22 protein-coding genes and 1 pseudogene are annotated in these 23,234 nt (G+C 64.1%); 13 read left to right on the forward strand and 10 right to left on the reverse strand.

What is annotated here, in order from left to right; translation table 11 throughout:
• The 9 genes from I8N66_RS24600 to I8N66_RS24640 form a co-directional block, all read right to left on the reverse strand.
• On the reverse strand, window positions 1–1,155 hold a 1,155-nt coding region (locus tag I8N66_RS24600), incomplete at its 3' end, for a benzoate/H(+) symporter BenE family transporter (protein ID WP_291159254.1).
• A 78-nt stretch (window positions 1,156–1,233) separates the two neighbouring features.
• On the reverse strand, window positions 1,234–2,040 hold the full coding sequence (locus tag I8N66_RS24605; RefSeq protein WP_291159257.1) for an enoyl-CoA hydratase/isomerase family protein: 807 nt from the start codon (window positions 2,038–2,040) through the stop codon (window positions 1,234–1,236).
• Between the two features lie 38 nt (window positions 2,041–2,078).
• Window positions 2,079–3,596, reverse strand: coding sequence for an AMP-binding protein (locus I8N66_RS24610; RefSeq protein WP_291159260.1), 1,518 nt, complete (start codon window positions 3,594–3,596; stop codon window positions 2,079–2,081).
• Window positions 3,589–4,101 (reverse strand): (2Fe-2S)-binding protein, encoded by a 513-nt coding sequence (locus tag I8N66_RS24615; RefSeq protein WP_291159263.1) that lies wholly within the window; start codon window positions 4,099–4,101, stop codon window positions 3,589–3,591. Before I8N66_RS24615 ends, I8N66_RS24610 begins: the two co-directional genes overlap by 8 nt.
• Complete coding sequence (locus tag I8N66_RS24620) at window positions 4,089–4,916, reverse strand: FAD binding domain-containing protein (protein WP_291159266.1); 828 nt, start codon at window positions 4,914–4,916, stop codon at window positions 4,089–4,091. Before I8N66_RS24620 ends, I8N66_RS24615 begins: the two co-directional genes overlap by 13 nt.
• A complete protein-coding gene (locus I8N66_RS24625; protein WP_291159269.1) occupies window positions 4,913–7,885 on the reverse strand; it encodes a molybdopterin cofactor-binding domain-containing protein in 2,973 nt (990 codons plus the stop codon). The genes I8N66_RS24620 and I8N66_RS24625 overlap by 4 nt, the downstream gene beginning before the upstream one ends.
• A 90-nt stretch (window positions 7,886–7,975) precedes the next feature.
• On the reverse strand, window positions 7,976–8,842 hold the full coding sequence (locus I8N66_RS24630; RefSeq protein ID WP_291159270.1) for an AraC family transcriptional regulator: 867 nt from the start codon (window positions 8,840–8,842) through the stop codon (window positions 7,976–7,978).
• A 54-nt stretch (window positions 8,843–8,896) separates the two neighbouring features.
• A complete protein-coding gene (locus I8N66_RS24635; protein ID WP_113541074.1) occupies window positions 8,897–9,928 on the reverse strand; it encodes a substrate-binding domain-containing protein in 1,032 nt (343 codons plus the stop codon).
• Window positions 9,929–9,938: 10 nt separating this feature from the next.
• On the reverse strand, window positions 9,939–11,291 hold the full coding sequence (locus I8N66_RS24640) for an ROK family protein (protein WP_291159272.1): 1,353 nt from the start codon (window positions 11,289–11,291) through the stop codon (window positions 9,939–9,941).
• Window positions 11,292–11,473: 182 nt separating this feature from the next.
• On the opposite strand from I8N66_RS24640, the gene I8N66_RS24645 reads away from it, so the two are divergent.
• The 11 genes from I8N66_RS24645 (at window position 11,474) to I8N66_RS24695 (ending at window position 20,028) form a co-directional block, all read left to right on the forward strand.
• Entirely contained in the window at window positions 11,474–12,286 is an 813-nt protein-coding gene (locus I8N66_RS24645) for a sugar phosphate isomerase/epimerase family protein (protein WP_218685801.1), read from the forward strand.
• 45 nt (window positions 12,287–12,331) lie between these two features.
• The gene (locus I8N66_RS24650; protein WP_291159278.1) at window positions 12,332–13,453 is read left to right on the forward strand and encodes a substrate-binding domain-containing protein; all 1,122 of its coding nucleotides are present in this window, start codon (window positions 12,332–12,334) and stop codon (window positions 13,451–13,453) included.
• A 112-nt stretch (window positions 13,454–13,565) separates the two neighbouring features.
• Window positions 13,566–14,732 carry a Gfo/Idh/MocA family oxidoreductase gene (locus I8N66_RS24655; RefSeq protein WP_291159281.1) on the forward strand — a complete coding sequence of 389 codons (1,167 nt, stop codon included), beginning with the start codon at window positions 13,566–13,568 and terminating at the stop codon, window positions 14,730–14,732.
• The gene (locus I8N66_RS24660; RefSeq protein ID WP_173422309.1) at window positions 14,729–16,303 is read left to right on the forward strand and encodes a sugar ABC transporter ATP-binding protein; all 1,575 of its coding nucleotides are present in this window, start codon (window positions 14,729–14,731) and stop codon (window positions 16,301–16,303) included. The genes I8N66_RS24655 and I8N66_RS24660 overlap by 4 nt, the downstream gene beginning before the upstream one ends.
• On the forward strand, window positions 16,296–17,231 hold the full coding sequence (locus tag I8N66_RS24665; protein ID WP_077967017.1) for an ABC transporter permease: 936 nt from the start codon (window positions 16,296–16,298) through the stop codon (window positions 17,229–17,231). The genes I8N66_RS24660 and I8N66_RS24665 overlap by 8 nt, the downstream gene beginning before the upstream one ends.
• Window positions 17,232–17,235: 4 nt before the next feature.
• A complete protein-coding gene (locus tag I8N66_RS24670) occupies window positions 17,236–17,541 on the forward strand; it encodes a putative quinol monooxygenase (RefSeq protein WP_291159288.1) in 306 nt (101 codons plus the stop codon).
• Window positions 17,542–17,804: 263 nt separating this feature from the next.
• On the forward strand, window positions 17,805–18,089 hold the full coding sequence (locus I8N66_RS24675) for a winged helix-turn-helix domain-containing protein (protein WP_291159291.1): 285 nt from the start codon (window positions 17,805–17,807) through the stop codon (window positions 18,087–18,089).
• Window positions 18,090–18,104: 15 nt separating this feature from the next.
• Window positions 18,105–18,761 carry a GAF domain-containing protein gene (locus I8N66_RS24680; protein WP_291159293.1) on the forward strand — a complete coding sequence of 219 codons (657 nt, stop codon included), beginning with the start codon at window positions 18,105–18,107 and terminating at the stop codon, window positions 18,759–18,761.
• Window positions 18,701–19,459, forward strand: coding sequence for an EAL domain-containing protein (locus tag I8N66_RS24685; protein WP_291159296.1), 759 nt, complete (start codon window positions 18,701–18,703; stop codon window positions 19,457–19,459). The genes I8N66_RS24680 and I8N66_RS24685 overlap by 61 nt, the downstream gene beginning before the upstream one ends.
• A 63-nt stretch (window positions 19,460–19,522) precedes the next feature.
• Window positions 19,523–19,879: an NAD(P)-binding protein gene (locus I8N66_RS24690; RefSeq protein WP_291159298.1), complete on the forward strand. Its 357-nt coding sequence runs from the start codon at window positions 19,523–19,525 to the stop codon at window positions 19,877–19,879.
• Window positions 19,876–20,028 (forward strand): hypothetical protein, encoded by a 153-nt coding sequence (locus I8N66_RS24695; protein ID WP_291159301.1) that lies wholly within the window; start codon window positions 19,876–19,878, stop codon window positions 20,026–20,028. Before I8N66_RS24690 ends, I8N66_RS24695 begins: the two co-directional genes overlap by 4 nt.
• A 274-nt stretch (window positions 20,029–20,302) precedes the next feature.
• On the opposite strand, the pseudogene I8N66_RS24700 reads toward I8N66_RS24695, so the two are convergent.
• Window positions 20,303–21,355, reverse strand: a pseudogene (locus tag I8N66_RS24700) (LacI family DNA-binding transcriptional regulator); the annotation flags it as partial.
• 192 nt (window positions 21,356–21,547) lie between these two features.
• Here I8N66_RS24700 and I8N66_RS24705 point away from each other — a divergent pair.
• Complete coding sequence (locus tag I8N66_RS24705) at window positions 21,548–22,399, forward strand: ABC transporter permease (RefSeq protein WP_291159302.1); 852 nt, start codon at window positions 21,548–21,550, stop codon at window positions 22,397–22,399.
• A 2-nt stretch (window positions 22,400–22,401) separates the two neighbouring features.
• Complete coding sequence (locus I8N66_RS24710; RefSeq protein ID WP_291159304.1) at window positions 22,402–23,202, forward strand: ABC transporter permease; 801 nt, start codon at window positions 22,402–22,404, stop codon at window positions 23,200–23,202.
• Window positions 23,203–23,234: the final 32 nt, after the last annotated feature.

The raw sequence follows: 23,234 nt of genomic DNA on the forward strand, positions 1-23,234 counted from the left end.
CGACATGGCGACTGCAAGCGCCACGAACGCGCCGGTCTGATTGCCGAGCGACTTGCCGAAAGCGTTCTGGAAGGCGGACAGGAGCACGCCGATCATCGCAAGGCCGGCGACGGTGCCGATGAGGGCCGACGGCAGGCTGAGCACGATCGGAACGGCGGCGCCGGCAAGGAGGCCGAAGGCGGCGAAGAGCACGCCGTTGACAACCGTCGCGGCATAGCGCCCCTCCTTGTTCTCGCCGGCCTGCTCGGACGAGCATATGGCTGTCATCGGGCCTGCGATATTGGCATTGTGGCCGCCGAGGAAGCCGGCCGCCACACCGCCCACGCCGGAAATGATGGTCATCGCGTTGACTGGCGGCCGGTAGCCTTCGGCCATCAGCACGCCGGTTGCCTGCGCGTTTTCGGCGCCAATCACGAGGAGGGCGAGCGGGATGGCGATCGCGAAGAAGGCATCGATGGAGAACACCGGCATCGTGAATTCAGGCGCTGCGAAGGCGATGTTGGCCGCGCCGCCTCCGACCGCACCGGTCGCGAGCGCCGCGATCAGGCCGGCGACGAGAGCCGCCAGCACCGGCGGAATGGTCTTCGACAGCCGCATGGAGACGAAGAAGGCGAGGATCGCTGCGCCGGCAATCAGCGGCGCCGTGCCGAGCGCGGTCACGGCGCCTGTCGCAAAGCGGATCAAGGCGCCGGCGATCATCGCCATGACGATGGGCATCGGCAGCCAACGCATCACCTTGCCGATGAGCCCGGTGACACCCAGCAGCAGGACAAGCGCGCCCGCAAGGATGAAGGCGCCGACAGCCTCGTTGAACGGAATGGTCGCAAGCGATCCGGCGACGAGGGCCGCCCCCGGGATCGAATACGCGCCGTTGACCGGCAGCTTGTAGTAGAGTGCAAGCAGAAGGCTGATGATCCCGCCAAGCACGTAGATCGCAAAGAGCCAGGCCACAGTCTGCCCATTGGACAGATGGCCTGCCTCGGCTGCGCCGATGACGATCAGAGCCGGGCCGGAGCAGCCGAAGATGGCGGCGACGAGGCCTGCGCTCATCGTCTTGATGCCGAGATGCTTCGGCAGGTCGCGCAGACCCGACGCAAGGCCGGGTCCCCGTTCGACAAGGCGTCTTTCCTGTGTGGTCTGCTGTATCGTGTCCATTTTCAATCCTCCCGAAGCGGATCCGAGGCCGCTCCCTCCTCGCGGAAAATGCAGTCGGGTTCCCGCCCGGCCGATACCTCAGCGCCCGACGAAGGCCGGCGCGCGCTTTTCGTGGAAGGCGAGCACACCTTCGCGGAAATCCTCCGATGTGCGAAGCCGGCTGTAGCAGTGGCCCTCGAGTTCGATGGCCGTCGACAGCAGCGCGTCGTCGGTGTCGTTCAGGAGCTTCTTGGCGGTGCGCTGGGCAAGCGGCGAAAAGCCGATCAGTTCCTCGACGAGCGCATCCACGGCTTTTTCAAGATTGGCATCCGCAACGATTTCCGAGGCGATGCCCCAGTCGTAAGCCTCCTGGCCGGTGATCCGCTTCGAACGCATCACGATGTTCTTGGTGCGGGTGACGCCCACCATCTTCTGCAAGCGGGCCGAGCCGCCGGAACCCGGGATCTGACCGAGCTTCTGCTCAGGCAGCGCGTAGCGCGTGGTATCCGTCGCAATGCGAAAGTCGCAGGCGAGCGACAGTTCGAAGCCGACGCCGAAGCAATAGCCGCGGTTTGCAGCGATCACCGGCTTGGAGCAGCGGGCCGGTGCCGCGATGTTCCAGGCGAGGTGGGAGACGTGCTCCGGGCTTGCCTCGAGGAAGCCCTTGATGTTGCCGCCGGACGAGAAGTGCTCGCCCTTGCCGGCAACGACGATGATGCGCACGCGATCGTCCTCCTCGAGGGCCTCGAAGACCAGGCGCAACTGATCGCGCGCCACCATGGAGACGACGTTGTAGGGCGGGCGGTCGAGCGTGATGTCGGCGCGCTGGCGCGCCGCATCGATCGTGACGGTGAATCCGTCGAGCTCTGCGAGGCGTGGGTCCTGGAATGCGGCTTGTTCAGTCATGGATTTTCCTTTCGTGGGTCTGGGGGCGTTCTGGCCGCTCACTGATGTTCGGGAATGCGTTCTTCGGTGTACTCACCGGCCACCAGAAGGCGGCGCAGCAGCTTGCCGACAGGGGATTTCGGGATAGCCTCGACGAAGACGAACCGGCGCGGCCGGCGGAAGTTGGCAAGGCCGGATTCGCGGCAATGGCGATCGAGTTCCTCAGCCGTAACAGTGCCGCGCCGCTTGACGAAGGCGACGACGATCTTGCCCCAACGCTCGTCCGGCAGGCCGGCGACGGCGACTTCGGCAACGCCCTCATGCAGCGACAGACAGCTTTCGACCTCGACCGGCGAAACGTTCTCGCCGCCGGTGATGATCATGTCGTCCGCCCGCCCGGTGACGAAGAGATCGCCATCCGGGTCGACAAAGCCGGTGTCGCCGGTGAAATACCAGCCACCGTGAAGCGCCTTGGCATCCGCGTCCGGCCGGTTCCAGTAGCCTTCGAAGGCCTCGTCGCTCTTCATCAGTGCAATGATTTCACCTTCTTCGCCAACGGCCGCCCGCTCGTCCGGGTTGCGGCTGCCCAGTTTGACGACGCGGATCATCTGGTTGATGCCGGCGCGACCGGCCGAGCCGGGCTTGCCGGCCGCCATCTGTTCGATCGTGAAGGTGTAGATCTCCGACGAGCCGTAATGATTGACGAAAAGTTCGGGCTTGAAAGTCTGATCAAGTCTCTTCAGGAGCCCGTCGGTCATCGAAGCGCCGGCATAACCGAGCTTGCGGATGGAGGCGACGCGCTCGGGCGAAAAGGCTTCGTGATGCACGAGATCGTGGTAGAGCGTCGGCACCAGATAGAGGTTGGTGATCTTCTCGCGATCGATGAGATCGAGCGCCTTTCCCACGTCGAAGCGCGGCAGGCAGACGAAGGTCCCGCCGATCAGCGCGGACGCGATCAGCGAACGCACGCCCATCGTGTGATACAGCGGCATGACGCCAAGTGTGCGCTCGCCATGCCGGTAGAGGTTCTGCGCGACGTGGGCCAGGGCGCCGGCGCGCTCGGCCCGATGCCGTCGAGGCACCCCCTTCGGCTTCGAAGTCGTGCCTGATGTATAGAGCATCAGCGACCAGTCCGCAGCGTCTGCCTGGGGCACCGCATCGGGCGCGCTGCCATCCATGATGCCGGCGAGCGCATCGGTGGAGAATTGCGGCAGGTCCCGCGCGAGGCGCGACAGGCGCACGGCCTCTTCCGTCGCGGCCTCGTAGAACACGGCCTTTGCGCTGGCATCCGCGATGCCGAAGTCGATCTCGTCGGCCTTGGCCCGCCAGTTGAGCGGCGTGACGATCAGGCCGAGGAATTGGCAGGCCCAGTGCAGCGACGCGTTCTCCCAACGGTTCTGCATGACGGTGAGCACATGGTCGCCCCGCTTCAGGCCGGTCTCGTTGAGGGCTGCGGCAAGCGCCGAGACCTTGCCGTACCAGTCGCGATAGCTCAATCGCATCGCCCCGTCGACGATCGCGAGCCGGTCCGGGTCGCGCTCGACGCTTGCGAGGAAGCTCGTTCCAAGATCAAACATTCGGTTTCTCCTCCTTCCGTTGTTCCTCCGCGGCGGCGAGCGCCGCCTCGACGATGGTCGCGTAGCCCGTGCACCGGCAGAGATGGCCGGAGAGGTGCTCGCGAATGTCTTCCCGGCCCGCGTCGGGACGCTCACGCAAAAGGACGTCGAGCGACATCAGGATGCCGGGTGTGCAGAAGCCGCATTGCAGGCCGTGGTGGCGGCGAAAGGCCGCCTGAAGCGGCGAGAGTTCGGCCGGGTCGGGCGAAAGCGCTTCCACAGTCCGCACATCGCTGCCGCGCACCTGCTGGGCGAGCGTCAGGCAGGCGCGGGCCGGCCTTCCGTCGATCTGCACGGTGCAGGCCCCGCAGACGCCGTGTTCGCAGCCCACGTGGGTGCCGGTCAACCCGATCTCGTGGCGCAGCAGGTCCGAGAGCAGCATGCGATTTTCAGCCTCTGCACGGACGGTTCGGCCATTCAGGGTGAAGTCGACCGGGTGCTTCTGGGCAGCGTTCATTCGCGGCATCGGCTTGCCTCCTTCAGGGTCTCGCGGCCAAGGCTGCGGACCAGTTCGCGCCGGTAGCGCGCGCTTGCGTGAATGTCGTCGCGGGCGTTCAGCGACCAGGCGATGTCGTTGATGGCATCGTCGAACTGGTCGTCGTCGAGCGCTGGCAGCGGGAAGACGCGAGGCCGGTCGTCGACGCCGGCAATGCCGAGCCGCGAGCCCCTGTCATCGGCGACGGCCGCGCAGGCGACGATGGCGAAATCGCCATGCCGGCGGCCGACCTCGCGGAAGGCGTAGCCGCTGCCGCGCCGGGCCTTCGGGAAATGTACGGCTTCGATCATCTCGCCCTCGGCGAGGTCGGTGGCCATCATACCGACGAAGAAGTCGTCCGCCTTGACCCTGCGCTTCTGTTTGCGGCTGCGCAGGCTGACCGCGCCGCCGAGCGTCACCAGGGAAAGCGGCAGCTCCGCGCTCGGGTCGGCATGGGCGATCGAGCCGCAGACCGTGCCGCGAGCCCGCGTCTGCACATGCCCGAGCCACGGGAAGGCGGCGGCCAGAAGCGGCAGGTCGAGCAGAAGGCTTGGCCAGGCTTCTAATTCCGCCTGCCGCACGGCCGCGCCGACGACGATTTCGTCGCCCGATGTCTCGATCCGGTGCAATGCTTCAAGTCGCATGATGTCGACGAGCAGGGCAGGGCGGGCGAGCCGCATGTTGAGCATCGGCACCAGCGACTGTCCGCCGGCGATCACGCGCGCTTCGCCGCCACCTTCGGCGAGCGCGGCAAGTACTTCCTCTGTTGTTTCCGGGCAGAGGAAATCGAAGGATGCGGGTTTCATCGGCGCCTCCAGAGGTTGAAGAGTCGCTGGATGAAGCCGGCGGCGGCGCTGGGAGGCGCGCCCCCGCCGGCATGACGGGCGAGCGCCTGGAAGAACTGGCCGATCACCACGCGCGCCGCCCCGTCGAGTAGGCGCCCGCCGACCGAGGCGACCTTGCCGCCGATCGCCGCCTCGTAGCGATAGTCGATGCGGGTGCCGGTGGTGGTTTCGGTCAGCGTGACGCGACCCGTACCGCGGCCGGAGCCGAGTGCGCCTTCCGTGCCGCCGGAGAGCGTAACGGTTTCCGGCTCGACCATGTCCGACAGGCGGATGTCGGCGCGGTAGCGGCCCTTGACCGGCCCGATGCCGAGTGTGACCTCGGCGCGGAAATGCGTGTCGGAAACTTTCCGGACCTCGTGCGCACCGGGGATGATCGCCTTCAGCGTGTTCGGGTCGAGCAGCATCGCCCAGACCGATTCGCGGGTGGCGGTAACCTCAGCCGAACCCGAACCGGTCAGCATCCGCTCGCCTGAGGCGCCGGTGGCGACCGGGGTCTGATCTAGCGGCTTCGACGGCGGTCGCTCTTCGCCATAGAGCCATTCGCTGACCCGGCTTGGTGACAGTGGCAGCCGGATGTCCTCGACGCCGAGCGCATCGGCGACGGCGTTGGCGATGCAGACGGGCGTCGACATGCAATTGCCCTCGCCGACGCCTTTGGCCCCGAGCGGTGTGAAGGGCGAGGGCGTCTCGTAATGGAGGATCAGCGGTTCCGGCGTCTCCAAGACGGTCGGGATCAGGTAGTCGGCGAGCGTTCCGGTCAGGAAGCTTCCGTCGCCGCCATAGGCATACTCCTCGTAGAGCGCGGCGCCGACTGCCTGCGCAAAGCCGCCGCGAACCTGGCCGTCGACCATGCCAGGATGCAGGACGCGGCCGCAGTCGTGCATCGTCACATAGCGGTCGATACGCACCTGGCCGGTCTTCCGGTCGATTTCCACGCCGCAGAAGTCGAAGATGAAGCCGTGACAGAGCGACGAGTTGATGCCGTCCGCAGCCGTCGGGGCCTGAAGCTCGTCCGGTGTCCAGAAGACCGTCTCGCGGATCGTCTGGTCGGTACCTTCGGGCAGGGTGCCGGGCGCCCAGTGGCTTGCGGCTGCGACGCGTCCGAAGGAGACGGCGTTGTCCGGATTGTCGCGGTCCAGCAGCGTTCCGGCCCTGAAGTCCACGCGGTCAGGCGTGATGTTGAGCTGGCGAGCTGCGATCGTTGAGAGCCGGGCACGGATGCGGTCGGCCGCAAGTGCTGCAGCGCCCGCGACGGCGGGAGCGAAGCGGCTTGCATAATTGCCGGACGCGATCGACCAGGCGTCGCGCTCCGTGTCGAGTTCCGTGTTGACGCGCACCTTATCCATGGCAAGCCCGAGCCGCTCGGCAACCACCTGCGCCAGAACGGTGCGGTGACCCTGTCCCTGTGGCACGGAGGCCACCTTGACGGTGACGGAACCGAGCGGATCGATGGCGACCGTCGCGACGGCCTGCGCGCCGTTCTTCGGCCCGGCCTTTGCCCGCTCCTCAGGCGTCAGCACGGTCGTGATGTAACCCATGTTGGAGACGCTCGGCTCGACCACCGCCGCATAGCCGATGCCGTAGAGCCGCCCTTCGGCGCGCGCTGCGTCCCGCTGCCGCCGCAACGCATCGAGGCCGCCTTCCGCGGTGGCGCGATCGAGCGCTGCCCGGTAGTCGCCCGAATCGAGCAGCCCGCCGGTCGCGGTGCGGTAAGGGAAGGCGTCCGCCGGTACGAGGTTGCGGCGAATGACGTCGAGCGGGTCAAGGAGTAGTTCGTCGCCGATCTTGTGCACCAGCCGTTCAAGCGCGAAATAGATCTGCGGCCCGCCGAAACCACGGTTCAGCCCGGTCGGCGTCTTGTTGGTGAGCACGACGCGGTTGCGAATGGCGACATTTTCGATCGCATAGGCGCCGGTCATATTGCCGTGCATGCGGTAGAGCGTTGCCGGCTCTGGCGCGCGCAGATGGGCGCCGCAGTCTTCGAGTTGATCCCAGGAAAGCGCGGTGATGCGGCCATCGGCGGCGACGGCCGCCTCCAGCGTCGTGACGCGGTTGGTCGCCGATACGGATGCCGTCAGGTGTTCGAGCCGGTCCTCGATCCATTTTACCGGCCGCGCGGAGACGCGTGCGGCAACGGCCGCGAGGATGACATAGGGAAACACGCCCTGCTTGATGCCGAAGGAGCCGCCGGAATCGGGCGGCGTGCGCAGTCGCATACGGTTGCCGGGCACGTTCAGGGCGCGGGAAATCACCGCATGGATCGAGAACGGCCCCTGAAAATTCGCCGTGACGTCATAGGCGTCCTCGCCTGGATCATATTCCGCGATGACGCCGTAGGTCTCGATCGGCGTGCAGGAATTGCGCGGATAGGCGATGCGGATGGAAACGCGGTGGGCGGCCGCCGCGAACGCTTTTTCCGGGTCGCCATAGCGAAAGGCGCGCTCGTTGATAAGGTTGGTGCTGAGCGACGGATGCAGCACCGGTGCGTCCGCCGCTAGCGCCTTCTCGGGATCGATGACGGCGGCCAGCGTCTCGTAGTCGACCTCGATCAGGTCGAGCGCGTCCTCGGCGACATAGCGGTTTTCGGCGACGACAAGAGCAACAGGCTCTCCGACATAGCGTACCCGATCGCGGGCAATCGGCCAGCATTCGACATTGGCCTTTACTCCGACCGTCATGCTGCGGGTGAGCCTTGCCACGTCCGCGCCGGTCATGACGGCAAAGACGCCGGGCAGCGCGCGGGCGGCATTCGTATCGATCGCACTGATCCCGGCATGGCCATGGGGCGAGCGCAGGATCGCCAGATGCGCGGTGTCACGCCGGACCGGCAGGTCGTCGATGTAGCGGCCGCGGCCGGTCAGAAGTCCGGCATCCTCGACACGTTCGACGGCCCGGCCGATCAGGCCACCCGTCGTTTCCAATCTCGTCATGTTCTCCTCCCGCACCCGTTGGTGGAGGGTGCCGTGGAGCAAAGAGTGGAGATGGGGGCGTGATCGGGCGATACCGAGGCGTATCAGGCCTTACCGAGGAGTCTCAAATTCTTGGGCCGAGAGGCGGGTGACATTGCGAAAGATGCTGGGCGACGACCCGGCATGATCGTGGAAGAAGCGTGAAAAATGCGCCGGCACGGAAAAGCCGAGCTGGTCGCCGATCGCCGCGAAGCTCTGCGGTCCGTCGGCGACGGCCGTAACCGCCCGCTCGAGCCGCTGCACGTTGAGGAACACGCGCGGCGTCACCCCCATCGATGTTTCGAACAGCCGGAAGAAATGCGCCCGCGACAGGCCGACGTCGATCGCCAGACGGTCGAGATCGGAGATCTCGCCCGGTGCCGCCTTCATGCGCTCGACGGCCTTGCGGATGCGGAAGTCGAGCATCGGGCGCGATGCGAGGTCACGGATCGAATTCGGTAGTGCGCGCCAGTCGGCGAAACGCTCGATAACGGCGATCATCAGTTCGCCCAGAAGCACCTCGTGGACCTCGGTGCTGTTGGGCTCGTGCACCATGGATTGCGAAAGCGCGTGCGTGCGCGAACGGATATTGGGGCTGATCGAACCCACATTAGAGGCGAAGAAGTCGGGGGCGTGGCTCGTCGTCCAGTTCGGCCGGAAATGGCCGAGCCACTGCGGTTCGATGTAAAGCGCAAGGATCACCGTCTTCGGACGCGTCTGGTCGTGCGCATAGGCATGCGGTTCCCAGGCGTTGATGAGAACCGCACTTTCGTCTGTCAGCGGGACGAGCCGATCGCGCACCGAAAACTGCGTGTCGGCCCCCTCGACCTTCAGCAGGACATGGCAATGCGGGTGCGCGTGCCGCACAAGGGGCCGATCCATATCCAGCAGCGCCACTCTCCCGAAGCGGCCACGTGCGATGCGCAGAGCATTCGACATCGCTTAAATATTGTTCCTTTCCCAGAAACTGCAACCCTTCAAGGGGTCAAGCTCTCAAGGTCGATGCCGGTTCGATCTCTTCCGGCCGACGAGACTGAGCCTGCGGAGAACTTCATGCGGTGCAGGCATGCGCCATACGGTCTGAAAGCATTCCACGACATTGCGCGCCGTCACGGCGAGGCCTGGAAGGGCGACCCAGGCCGGGGCAAGCCGGCCGAGGAGGGCGGTGACGGTGATGGACGCGGCTGTTTCGCCCTGGCGGAACGGCTGCTGGGCGGCAATGGCCACAAGCGGCTCGTTGGCCGCAAGCCCGATTGTGGCCTCCTGGCCAAGATCCACGGTCGCCATCGAAATTTTGCGGCCCATTGTCTCGAGAACCCGGGCGGCGGTCATTGCCGGCGTATCCCAGACGACAAAGAGGCCGGCAAGTTCCGGATGGGCTTCGGCAAGAGTCCGCGTGGTTGCTGCGACCGCCGACAGCGCCGGAAAACGCTGCACGCGTAGCGAAACGTCCGGGCGGTTGACCTGCATCCATTTCACGAAAGCGATCTCGCGTTCGTTGGTCGCGAAGAAATCGGCGTCATAGCCGAGCACGCCGACCTCGGCACCCTCGCGCAGATGCGGCGACAATCCTTCGGCCGCGATCTTTCCGAGGCCGAAATTGTCCGCCGAGACCAGCGAGATATAGTCCTTGCCCGGAAGCAGGCCGGTCGGCACGTTGTCGAGCAGGACGAGCTTGATGCCGGCCGACGACACGCGCGCATGCGAGCCCGCGACTTTCGAGTTGGCGACGGGCAGCGATATGATTGCATCCGGCGCCTCGAGGATCAGGCGCTCAAGCGCTTCGATCTGCGCCCGCGGGTCGAAGGCGCAATCGACCACGTCGATGACGGCGATCCCGCAATTGCCGAGCGTGCCGACGATGCCCGAAAGCTGCTGCTTGGCCCAGTCGCTCTCAAGCGTGTGGAGCACGATCGCGACGCGGAAGCCGCCGGCGCGCGCCCGCTCCATGTCCTCGGGCAGCAGCAGCACCCGTTCGGGTGCTGCTGCGCGCTCGCCGTGAGGGCCAAGACCAGTAATCGCCATTCCATCCTCCTCACATGTCCGGCGGCCGGACACTGTCTCCCTTGATGACCGTCCGTCGGGCGATTTCGTTTTTCATCTGCTGGAACAGCGGATGCGCCTGGGGATGGCCCGACATGATCCAGTCTCGCAGCATGGGGGCTGCGAACAGGCCTTCGGTCGCGACGATGGCGGCCCCGACGAGCCCCGATGAACTACCCATCTGGGAGCGGATGATCTGCAGATCGCGGCTGACGAGCGGATGGCAGGCGCCGTAAATTGCCTCGCGCGCCGAGGCGAGAAGAATGTCGTTGGTCTGGGCGATCGAGCCACACAGAACGATCAGCGCCGGATTGAGCATGTTGGCGAGCGTCGCGACCACCTGGCCGATCAGCCGGCCACTCTGCGACAGGATCTCGATTGCCGCGGCATCACCCATCTGTGCGGCCTGGGCGACTTCCAGCGCCGTGATGTCGCCGCCGCGCCGCGCAAGCTCGGCGAGGACCGGGCTCGCTCCGTTCCCCGCCGCAAGCCTGCCATCCTGGGCGATGTGGTCCGATCCCGCCATTGCTTCCAGCGTGCCGGTCCTGTCGCCTATCGTCACCGGTATGGAGCCGATGAGGCCGACGGTGCCTTGAGCGCCGCGAAACAGCGTCCCGTCGCTTGCCAGCCCGGCGCCGATGCGTTTGCCGACCTTCACCAGCAGCATCGTGCGCTGATTGCGTCCGGCGCCGGCGTGAAGTTCGCCCATCGTCATCGTTTCGACGCTGGAGCGAAGCCAGACTGGAGCATTGAAGGCAGCCACCAGTGTCTCGACCAGCGGAAAGCTCTCCCAACCCGGCAGGACACCAGGTGTGGCGCGCTGGAAGAGTGTCTCGCCGCCGTCGGACACGGCGCCGGGGACGGAAATGGAAATCCCGTAAAGTTGAGGATTTGACTGCCGCTCGAGAATCCAGCGGAAGAGTGTCACCAACCGTTCGGCAAGGGCTGAGACCGGCTGGGTGAGTTCGGTCGCTTCGTGATGTTCCATGAGCAGCGATCCGGCAAGATCGGCAACGCCCACGCCAAGTGCGGTCTGATCGAGCGTGGCGACAAGAATGCGTCCGCGGTCCGCCGAAAACCGCACAAGGCGCGGCGCCCGGCCACCCGTGGCGGTACCGAGCTCGCTTTCATCGACGAGGCCGAGCTCCAACAGCGTTCCGAGCCGATCAGCGACGACGGCGCGTCCAAGCTCGCTGCGCCGCTCGATCTCCTGGCGGGTGGTGGCCTGTTCGGTGCGGACGAGGTTGAGGATATCGACAAGGCTGGGTGCAGCGGTTTCGGAGACGCGCGGACGCCCTTTGCGGCGCGGATGCCCATCAGTTTGCACGCTCGCCGTCGTCGGCATGGCTCTTCCTTTCTGGCAAATTTGCCTTCCATCCCTTGATAAAGCGGCTTGTTTCGACTGGCAACATCATACTTTTGCATTAAATCAGCAAAAGATATTGCAGTTATGCCGATAAATATTTGACATCGAATTTTCTTCGGCGTAAGACCGGCTGCAACGACGGTCACTGGGAGGAAGCGCCGATGTCGGATTTCAAGCTCGCCTATCATGCGAATTGCTGGGGCAGCCTGGGCGGGGACGCGGTCGGCGTCACGTCGATCACCAATCTCGCCTACCGGACGTTTGGCGACATGAGCCGCGCCTTTGCCGACATAGCGGAGGCGGGCTACGAGGGTGTCGAGCTTTTCGACGGCAACCTTCTCGATTTCAGCATCGAGGACTTGCGTTCCCTGCTTGCCGACAACGGTCTCGCGCTTGTCGCGACCTATGCCGGTGGCAATTTCATCTTCGACGATATTCTGCCGGAGGAGCTTGCCCGGGTCGTCCGTGCTGCCGATCGCGCCGCCGAACTGGGCGCGCCGCATCTCGTCGTCGGCGGGGGTGCAAAGCGCTTCGACGGCATCCGCGAGGCGGACTATCACAAGCTGGCGGCAGCGCTCGACCGGGTGAAGGAGATCGCCGAAGCGCGGGGCCTTACCGCCCACTACCACCCCCATCTTTCGACGATTGTCGAGGGACCGGCGGAAGTGCGCAAGATTTTCGCGCTTACCGGTATCGATTTCTGCCCGGACACGGCCCATCTCGCGGCTGCTGGCGGCGATCCGGCGGCGCTTGTCCGCGAGCATGCGGCGCGCATCTCCTATGTCCATCTGAAGGGGTTCCAGAAAGAGCCCTTCGCCTTCACACCGATAGACCGTGGCGACGTTCCAACGGACGGCATCATCGCGGCCCTTCGGGAGGCCGGCTTTTCCGGCTGGGTTTGTACCGAACTCGATTCCTGGCCTGATCCGCTTGAGGGAGCAAAGGCGAGCATGGCCTATCTTAAATCGGCCTGACGGCCGGCACCGGGGCGGGAGCCCCACTTTCGGGAGGAGAAAGTGATGATGAAAAGACGAACTCTGTTGGGCACGGCCGCCGTACTGGCGTTCGCCCTTGCCCATGCCGGATCGGCCCTCGCCGATCCGGACACCGCTCTGGCTGACCTTCAAAAGACCGTTCTGTCCAAAGGGCCCTCAGGTGAAGACCCGTCGCCCGCCTCCGATGTGACGCTGACCGAGGAGGAGTTGGCGAAGATCAAGGCGATGAACGCAACGGCTGCGATCGTCATGCACTACGGCGGCAACGACTGGTCGCGCGCTCAGATCAACGGCCTGCAAACGCAGTTTGCCGCGATGGGCATCAAGGTCCTGGCTGTGACCGACGCTGGCTTCAAGCCGGAAAAGCAGGTCTCCGACATCGAGACCATCATGGCCCAGAAGCCGAGCATAATCGTGTCCATCCCGACCGACCCGACAGCGACCGCCGGTGCCTATAGGGCAGCGGCAGAGGCTGGCACCAAGCTCGTCTTCATGGACAACGTTCCGAGCGGTTTTGTGGCCGGGAAGGACTACGTTTCAGTCGTGTCGGCAGACAACTACGGCAATGGCGTCGCCGCGGCGCATCTCATGGCGAAGGCGCTGAACGGGAAGGGGGATATCGGAGTTGTCTTCCATGCTGCCGACTTCTTCGTAACCAGGCAGCGCTACGATGGGTTCAAGGCAACGATCGCGTCCGACTACCCCAATATCAAGATTGTGGCCGAGCAGGGTATCGGCGGACCGGACTTCTCGGGTGACGCGGAAAAGGCGGCGTCCGCCATCCTCACCTCCAACCCGGCCATCAACGGCATCTGGGCGGTCTGGGACGTGCCAGCCGAAGGCGTGATCTCGGCAGCGCGCGTTGCCGGCCGCGACGATCTTGCCATTACCACGATCGACCTCGGCGAGAACGTGGCGATCTCGATGGCGCAGGGCGGTTTCGTCAAGGGGCTCGGCGCGCAGCGGCCCTACGACGCCGGTGTGGTCGAAGCCAAGCTTGCCGGATATGCGCTGCTTGGTAAGCAGGCGCCCGCCTTCGTCGCACTGCCGGCTCTACCGGTGACGCGAGAGACGCTGCTCGACGGCTGGAAAGCGGTCTATTCCACCGAGGCGACGGACAACATCAAGTCAAGCCTCTCACAGTGACCGAACAGGCGCGGGGCGCGACCCCCGTGCTCCGCGCCGAACGACATGATCCGGCTTCTGCCGGCAGATGGAACGCGGCTCGCTGCAGCCGACCTCTTTCAGGAGACAACTGATGACCAAAGTGATGAACGTCGCCATGATCGGCGGCGGCTTCATGGGCAAGGCGCATGCCATGGCCTATGCCTCCATGCCGATGTTCTTCTGGCCCGCACCGGCCATTCCCAATCGCAAGGTCGTCGTCGACGTGACAGACGGCATGGCGGAGGAAGCGCGCCGGCGCTACGGCTTTGAGGAAGCGTCCTCGGACTGGCGGGCCGTCGTCAATCGGCCGGACATCGACGTCGTCGATATCTGCACGCCGAACAATGTGCATGCCGAGATTGCCATCGAGGCGGCGAAGGCTGGCAAGCACATCATCTGCGAGAAGCCGCTTGCCCGCACCGTCGAAGAAGCGAGGGCGATGCGCGACGCGGTGAAGGCCGCGGGCGTCATCCACATGGTCGCCTTCAACTATCGCCGCACGCCGGCGGTGGCGCTTGCCAGGAAGTACATCGAAGAGGGACGCATCGGCCGGATCCTGAATTTCCGCGGCACCTATCTGCAGGACTGGTCGGCAGACCCGGATTCACCGCTCTCCTGGCGCTTCCAGAAGAAGATCGCCGGGTCCGGCTCGATCGGCGACATCGCCACGCATGTGGTCGATCTTGCGCACTTTCTCGTCGGCCCGATCGCCGAGGTAAACGCCCTGACCACGACCTACAACAAGACGCGGCCGCTCCAGCAGGGAGGCATCGACAAACTTGGCGCCGCGGAGAAAGCGAAGGATGCCGAACGCGGTGAGGTGGATGTCGACGACGAGGTCGTCTCGATGCTGAAATTCGAGGGCGGTGCGATCGGAAGCCTGGAAGCGACCCGCAACGCCTATGGCCGCAACAACTTCATCACACTGGAAATCCACGGCACCAAGGGCTCGATCCACTTCAACTACGAGCGCCGCGACGAGCTGCAGGTGATGTTTGCCGACGATCCGGCAGATGCGCGCGGCTTCCGCACTGTCTATACCGGCCCGGCGCACCCCTATGGCGATGGCCTCTGGCCGATCCCCGGTCTCGGCATCGGTTATTCGGAGACGAAGATCGTCGAGTGCTACGATTTCTTCTCGGCCATCGCGAAGAACCGGCAGCCGAGCCCTAACTTCGAAGATGGTTTTTTGACCGAACTCGTCGCCGACGCCCTTATCCGCTCCGGTGAGACGGGCCAATGGGAGAAGGTGGGATGACTGTTAGCGCCACTGCCGTCCGCATGACCGGCATTTCCAAGGCTTTCGGGGGGGTACGCGCGCTCGACGGCGTATCCTTGGAGGTCCTGCCCGGTGAGGTCCATGCGTTGCTTGGCGGCAATGGCGCCGGCAAGTCGACGATCCTCAAGGTGCTGAACGGGGTGCATCGCCCCGACCAGGGCGCAATCGAGGTCGGCGGCTTGCCCCTGACGACGCATACGCCGGAGGCGTCGCGCGCGGCCGGCATCGCGATGAACTACCAGGAAATGAGCCTGGTCCCGACGTTGACGGTCGCGCAGAACATCTTCCTGACACGCGAATGGCGCGACGGCACGGGGTTTATCGACGACCGGGAAGCCGAGCGGCGCGCGGCGGACATTTTCGCGCTGCTCGACGTCTTCGTCGATCCGAAGGCCGTGGTCGGCGATCTCGGCGCCGGCCAGAAACAGTTGACTGAGATCGCCAAGGCGATCTCGCAGGATGCCAAGGTGCTGGTTTTGGACGAACCATCGACGGCGCTTGCCGTTTCCGATGTCGAGCGGCTCTTCATCTTCCTGCGCAAGCTGAAGGCGAAGGGGGTGGCGATCATCTATGTCAGCCACCGCATGGACGAGATCGCCCGCATCGCCGACCGCGCGACGATCCTGCGCGACGGTCGCCACGTCATCACCGCGCCGCTGAGTGAATTGCCGATCGACACGATGATCGAGCATATCGTCGGCCGGCGCTCGAAAGGGCTGTCGGACGTCGAGCGCGGCGAGGCCGTCAAGGGCGAAGTGCTGCTGGAACTCGCGAATGTCAGCGGCCTTCACAAGCCGGAGAACATTTCCCTGACGCTGCATCGCGGCGAAATCCTGGGGCTCGCGGGACTGCTCGGCTCGGGCCGTTCGTCGCTTGCGCGGGTGATCGCCGGCATCGACCCGGCGGTCAAGGGCGAGATATACATCAAGGGCCGCGCCGTCGCGATCCGTAAGCCGGGCGACGCGATTGCCGCGGGTGTCGCGCTGGTGCCGGAAGCGCGTGCCACGCAGGGCATAATCCCCGCCCATTCGGTTGCCTCCAACATGATACTCGCCGTCATCGATCGGCTTTCCACGGGCGGCCTCGTTGATGCGAAGGCGGCAAACGACCTGACCGACGCGCAAATCGAGCGCCTGCGCGTGAAAACGGCGAGCCGCGACCACGCCGTCTCGACGCTTTCGGGCGGCAACCAGCAGAAGGTGGTTATAGGTAAGTGGCTCGCCACCAATCCGGACATCCTCATCCTCGACGAGCCGACGGCAGGCATCGATATCGGTTCGAAGTCCGAGATCATCCGTCTGGTTCGCGAGCTTGCCGCCGCCGGCAAGGGGATCATCATGATCTCATCCGAACTCTCCGAGCTTTTGACCGCCTGCGATCGCATTCTCGTCATGTCCGAGGGACGCGTGCACCAGGATCTGGCGCGCGAGGCGCTGGAAGACCCGTCTGTGCCCGCCGATGACCTTGCCCACCGTCTCCAGGCGGCCGAACAGCGGCTGCAAATCGAAATCCAGAAAGCCCTTGCGGTTCAAGAGGTATCCAATGGCTAACGCCTTCTTCGCCAACTGGCGCCAGAACATCATCTATATCGGCTTCGTCGCAGTCTTCCTCGTCTTCGCGGTGACTTTGGCCGACAAGGGGTTTCTCAATCCCAACAACCTGCTCAACATCGTGCGGCAGACGGCGATGATCGCCGTCATGGCGATCGCCATGACCTTCGTTCTGTCGGCCGGTGAGATCGACCTTTCGGTCGGCGCGGTCGCGGGCCTTTCGACCGTCACCGTGGCCATGGCAATCGCCGCAGGCGGGCCGATCGTCGGCGTCGGGGCCGGCATCGCCACGGGTCTTGCGGTCGGCATGTTCAACGGATGGCTGACCACCCGCATTGGCATTCCCTCATTCCTCACCACGCTTGCCATGATGGGTATCGCCAAGGGCGTCGCCATGTGGATATCCGCGACGGCGGCGGTACCGATCCTGTCGCCCGGCTATTCCTGGCTCTTCGGCGGTGGCAATCTCGGGCCGGTGCCGGTGTTGCTCTTCTGGATGGCGGTGCTCGGCGGCATCGGCCATATCGCGCTGCGGCGCTCGGGCTTCGGCCGGCGGGTCCTGGCGACCGGCGGCGGCGAGACGGCGGCGCACTATTCCGGCATCGACACGAAGGCAATCAAGTTCAAGGTGCTGGTCATCTCGTCGCTCGCGGCAGCGCTCGCCGGCATGCTCTATGCGGGGCGTCTACAATCCGGCCGCTTCCAGCTTGGCGAGGGCGACGAACTCTCGGTCATCGCGGCTGCGGTGCTCGGTGGCACGAGCCTCTTCGGCGGCAAGGGAACGGTGATCGGCACCATCGTCGGCGCCCTGATGATCGGCCTCATCAACAACGGTCTCATTCTGATGGGGCTCGAATTCAGCCAGCAACTGATCGCCCGCGGCGGCATCATCATTCTTGCCGTCGCGCTCAGCCAGAAGCGGAGCTGATGCCATGATCGTTTCGCTCATTGCAACGCTGACAGCCCGACCGGAAACGCGAGAAGAGCTTTTCCGCCTTCTCGTCGATCAGGTCGAGCCTACCCGGGACGAAAATGGCTGCATTGACTACAACCTTCACGTCGATGCCATGGATCCCCACGTCTTCGTGTTCTACGAGAATTGGAAGAGCCAGGCGGATCTCGACGCGCACATGGAAATGCAGCACCTGAAGCCGCTGCTGAGCCAGATCGACCGCTTGCTGGCAAAACCGATCGACATATGGCGGCTGCGGCCGGCGGAGCCCACGGGCAACGGGTGATCGGACTGCGCCTGACGAGGACGGCTATCAGCGCTACCGGCGAAACGGCTTGGTCGGTCCCCATTCGACTAATCTCCGACACAGGCGCTCATCGATTGTCTTGCGATGCGTCGATAGCCCTCCGCAAAGTCTCCGCAAGCTGTCGTCGGGTATAGGGTTTTGCAAGTGGCCGGAAACGGTACTGCGCGCCCGCGACCATCGCCTGCATGGGGCGATGGATCGGCCGCAGGGCTTTGCGGCATTGCGACATCGGAAGCCTGTCGATGGATTTCGACGGCGCCAGTCAGCCGCTGACCGCACTCGAAGGAAGGATACTGCAGGTCCTTTTCAACAGTGTGGGAGAAGACTGCTCAAAGTCGTGCATTGCACGCCAGGCGCTGTTTCGTGAACACGAGCCGCGCGACAAGACGATCGACGTCCACATCAAAAGGCTGCGCTACATCAAAAGGCTGCGCGGCAAGCTTGCGGAACTGGATGCCGCGAGCGGTGAGGTCATCAAGACGATCCGCGGCGTGGGCTATCGCCTGAGCGAAATCCAACAACGGTGAGAGTAGAAGAGCCATATGCCTGAGTGTGATGACCGTCATGTGCTTTCCGTGGAATCGTTCGGACCCGAAGGCCCCCCGCCGGACGAAACGGCTCGCCTCAAACGTCTGAGAGAACTGTCCATTGTGTCGTCCGGCCCGGATCCGGTGCTCGATGCACTGGTCAATGCCGCCTGCCTCGCGGCCAATACGCCGATCGGTTCCATCACTTTGCTGGATGGCGAACGCCAATGGTTCAAGTCGAAGCGGGGCATTGAAGGGGATGGGTGCTCCAGAGCGGACGCCTTCTGCGACCACACGATCCGGTCGTCGAGGCCCTTCGTGGTGCCGGATGCCGCTCGCGACGTCCGCTTTGCCGAAAACCCTTTCGTTACCGGAAGCGACAGGATCCGTTTCTATGCCGGCGTGCCGCTGGAGATCGAACCGGGGCTTCGCCTCGGCTCGCTCTGCGTTCTCGATCGGGTGCCGCGACGTTTAGGCGCCGACGTGCGCGGTTTGCTGGATCGGCTGGCGCGTTGCGCCGTGGAACGTCTCCTGCAATCCGAAGACCGCTATTTGTTGTCTCGATCGACTCTGGCCGGCTGGGTCGCGCAAATGCCGACAAGGCGGCGCTGGTGCTTGCCGAAGAAGCGCTCCTGCATGGTTCTTTTCTGCTCCACTACCAGCCGAAGATAGCGCTCGATACGGGAAGGCGCATTGGTTTTGAGGCTCTGTTGCGGCTCAAGAAGCCCGACGGATCAGTAATCGGTCCTACGGCGTTTTCCGCGGCTTTCGACGAGCCGATATTATCCAGACGTATTGGCAGCCATGTTCTGCGGTGCGCCGTCGCTCAAGCCAAGGCGTGGGCGACGGCCGGTGTCGATTTCGGGCACATTGCGATCAACGTTTCGTCGTCACAGTTTATCGGGTTGCCCGGCAGCCCTTGCCTTGTGGATGAAATCCTTGGCGCAACCCGCTCAGCAGGGCTGTCACCTCGTCATATCCAGGTCGAGGTCACGGAAGGGGTCATGCTGTCGGAGCAGGGTGGCGATATCGGCACGCAGCTTGAGGCGCTGCGTACGGCCGGCTTTATCGTCGCTTTCGACGATTTCGGTACCGGCTTTGCTTCACTCGTGCATCTGAAGGAATTTTCCTATGACCAGATCAAGATCGACGGTTCCTTCGTACGTGCGATGACCGGATCGAGCGCCGATCATGCCATTGTGAAGGCCATCATCGATATGGCGAAGGCACTGGGAAAGCAGGTCGTCGCCGAGGGGGTTGAAACGGTGGCTGAACTCCACGCACTACGAGAGCTTGGCTGTAACTATGGCCAAGGGTTCCTTTTCGGCCGGCCCACGAGCGCATCTGATTTACGAGTTTTGCCCGATTAATGGACCGCCGATGTTGAGACGGCGCGATATGCGGTCGATGCGGGGTTGGTGGATATGGTCGGTATGACGCGGGCTAACATGGCCGATCCGCAGATCGTCAACAAGCTGCGATCGGGCAGCGAGGAGCAGATCCGTCCCTGCGTCGGGGCTTCGCACTGTCTCTATCGCCCGGTGCATTGCATCCACAGTCCGCCAACAGTTCGAGAGACCCGGTTGCCGCAGGTGATCGAGCGTTCGCCGCAGGCGGCGGGTCTGGCGGCGGCGGAAGTGCTGGCCGAGCGGGGGCATCGGGTCGCCCTGCTGGAGGCTACCGATCGGCTTGGCACTCGTTCTGGCCGTGAAAGCCCGGCTTCATCGCGACCGGACGCCACCCAGCGCCCTCGGTTACCGCGGAAATCGCGGCGGCTGGCAAGGCAGTGACGTTCGTTACGGGCGATCCCTCCATCGCGCCGGAAATGGAGCATCGTTTGAGCATTACCTACCGGAAAGCGCTCGCCGAACATGGTGTGCGGGTTCTGCTGGAGCACGAACTGGTTTCGGTGAGCGCGCACGAGGGCGGCGCGAGGTAGTGTTGCGTCATTTGCTGACTGACCGGGAACCACGCGAAATCCAAGCGCAGGTCATTGTCGAGCATGGGGCGATGCCAGTGAACGACGTCTTCGACGAATAGCGGCCGCTCTCGGTGAATGCTGGCGTCACGGAGATCGAAAGACTGGTCGGTTCAACGCCTCTGCGTGCCCGGCCTCCTCTGGCTTCGAACTGCACAGGATCGGCGACGCGGTCAGAAGGCGATGGGCTTATGCGGCCTGCGGCTTGGGGTCCATTTCTGACGGCGCCGAATATCTATGCGGGCGCGGTGGCCACGGAGGCGCGCTCGACGATTTCCGTCTTCAGGACCACGCGCGTCGCCTCCGCGCTGTTTCCGTTAAGCCGCTCGACCAATAGCTTGGCCGCCGCTTCGCCAAGGCCGTAGACGGGCTGGCGCACGACCGTGACGGGCGGTGTCGTGACGGACGTCCAGTCCGCGTCGTGAAACGACACCAGCGACAGGTCAGTTGGAATAGTGAGGCCAAGTTCGCGACAGACCTTGAAGACTTCAAGGCCGATCACGCTGTCGGATGCGATGACCGCTGTCGGACGCCGCGAGGATTTGAGCATGACGGTGGCGATACGGTAGGTGTGTTCCGGCGTCACGGCGCCCACATGCACCCAGTCTTCCATTCGCTCGAGGCCAGCCTTCTGGCAGACATCGAGAAAACCCTCGATCCGCCGGCGCACCGAGCCGGTATTGATGTCGGTCGGCGCACGGAAGCGGTGATCGGGAGTGTCGCAGGCGGTGAGATAAGCAATACGCCGGTGGCCGAGCGCGATGAACCGGCGTGTGATGTTTTCTGCGGCGTGCCGGTCGTCGGCGATCACGGTGTCGATGTCGAGCGTTTCGCTGCCGCGGTCGAGCAGCACGAGCGGCCGGCCGGAACGGGCGGCTTCACGCAAATGGTCGGCATCGCTCTCCTTGGCCGGCGAGACGATGAGGCCGTCCACCCTCTTTGCAAGCAGGGTTCGAACTGCGGATTTTTCCGCATCGGCGTCTTCGCCAGAATTGATCAGGATGACGGTGAAGCCGGTCTGCCGGGCGACATCGGTGATACCGCGCATCGCTAGGCTGAAGAACGGATTCTCGATATCGCCCACCACCACGCCGATCGTGCCGGAACGCCCCGTCGTCATACTGCGGGCCAATTCGTTCGGCTGGTAGTTAAGGGAACGGGCAGCGGCGGTCACGGCATCGCGCACATGGTCGCTCACGGTTCCATAGCCTCCCAAAACCCGCGCGGCGGTGGCCTTCGAGACGCCCGCCTTGCGGGCGACATCGGCGACCGTGACAGAGGAGGATCGGGCATGGGCTGCGGGGCGCCTTCTCCCGCTTCCATATCAAGCCGATGACTGAAAGGGAGCCAAGCAAGGCCGAGCATCGCGATGAGATCGGCACGCGCTGGTACGCGTGGCAGGCGAAATAAGAACGGTCTCCCCAGACGCTTGGGGACCGGCTTCGAGCCGGTCCGCCTTCAACCCAACGGATGATCGACTATGGCTCTTTCGGCGACTGCCAGCACGGGAAGCGGAACGAAGGACAGCGGCTTCGGCTATCTTGTCCCTGCGCTGCTGCTCGTCGCGATCTTCTTCATTCTTCCGGTGCTGATGCTCCTGCTGAGAAGCGTGTTGGAGCCTGAACCGGGGCTCCAGAACTACGTGACCCTTCTCGGCTCGACTACGTATCTGAGGATCTTCCTCAACACGTTTGTCGTTGCCGGCGTCGTCACCATCATCGCGACTGTAGTAGGCTACCCGGTTGCCTGGCTGCTCGCCATCATGCCCGAGCGGTGGTCGCGGCTCATCCTGGCGATCATTATCCTGTCGATGTGGACGAACCTGCTTGCCCGCACCTACGCGTGGATGGTGCTGTTGCAGCGCACGGGTCTCATCAACAAGACCCTGATCGGGCTTGGCATCATCGACACGCTGCTTCCACTCGTCAACAATCTCGTCGGCGTCACCATTGGCATGACCTATATCATGCTGCCCTTCGTGATATTGCCATTGATCGGTGTCATCCGCGCCATCGATCCCGCTATTTTGCGCGCGGCAGCCCTTTGTGGGGCCACTCGATTGCAGTGTTTCCTGCGCGTGCTGTTGCCGCTTTCGCTGCCCGGCATCGCCTCTGGCGCACTCATGGTCTTCGTGATGTCGCTTGGCTACTTCGTCACCCCTGCGCTGCTCGGCGGCACGTCCAACATGATGCTTGCCGAGCTTGTGCCGCAGTTCGTGCAATCGCTCGTCAATTGGGGAATGGGCGGGGCCGCAGCGCTTGTGCTTCTCGTCGTCACGCTTGCGCTCTACGCGGTGCAGCTCAAGTACTTCAATCCCAACAGGGCGAGGTGATCATGCTGCTCGATTTCGAAAAACTCGGCGGGCTTCGCGCTTTCCTGATCGGTCTCACGGCCCTGGTCTGCCTATTCCTTGTCCTGCCGATCGTCTTCATCGCCGCGCTGTCATTCGGCTCGTCGCAATGGCTGATCTTTCCGCCGCCATCCTGGACCTTCAAATGGTATCAAGATCTGTTCTCGGACCCGCGCTGGCTCTACTCGGCTCTGACCAGCCTGAAGATCGCCGCCATCGTGACCGTTTTGTCGGTCGCCATCGGGTTCCTGGCCGCACTTGGCCTCAACAGAGGTACTTTTGCGGGGCGGGAAGCGTTGCGCGCGTTGTTCCTGACGCCGATGATCCTGCCGGTGGTCGTGCTGGCGGTGGCGCTTTACGCCCTGTTCCTGAAGCTCGGCCTGGCAGGTACGACGCTCGCCTTTATTATCGCCCATCTTTTGATCGCCTTGCCGTTTTCAATCATATCGATCGGCAACGCCCTCGAGGGTTTCGACAGATCGATCGAAGATGCCGCGGTTCTGTGCGGTGCGAGTCCCTGGGAGGCGCGCCTGAGGGTCACCGTTCCTTCGGTCAGCCACGGCATCTTCGCTGCAGCAGTGTTCTCCTTCCTCGCGTCATGGGACGAGGTGGTGCTGGCCATCTTCATGGCGAGCCCGACGCTGCAAACCCTCCCGGTCAAGATCTGGGCGACGCTTAGGCAGGATCTGACGCCGGTTATTGCCGCCGCCTCCACCCTTCTCATCGCATTCACCATCGTTCTGATGGTGCTCGCGTCACTCTTTCGCAAGGGACAAAAGTCATGACTGAATCCTTCCTCAGCATCCGCGGCATCCGT

The organism is Ensifer sp. SSB1 (assembly GCF_016652895.1).
In the GTDB taxonomy this organism is placed as follows: domain Bacteria; phylum Pseudomonadota; class Alphaproteobacteria; order Rhizobiales; family Rhizobiaceae; genus Ensifer.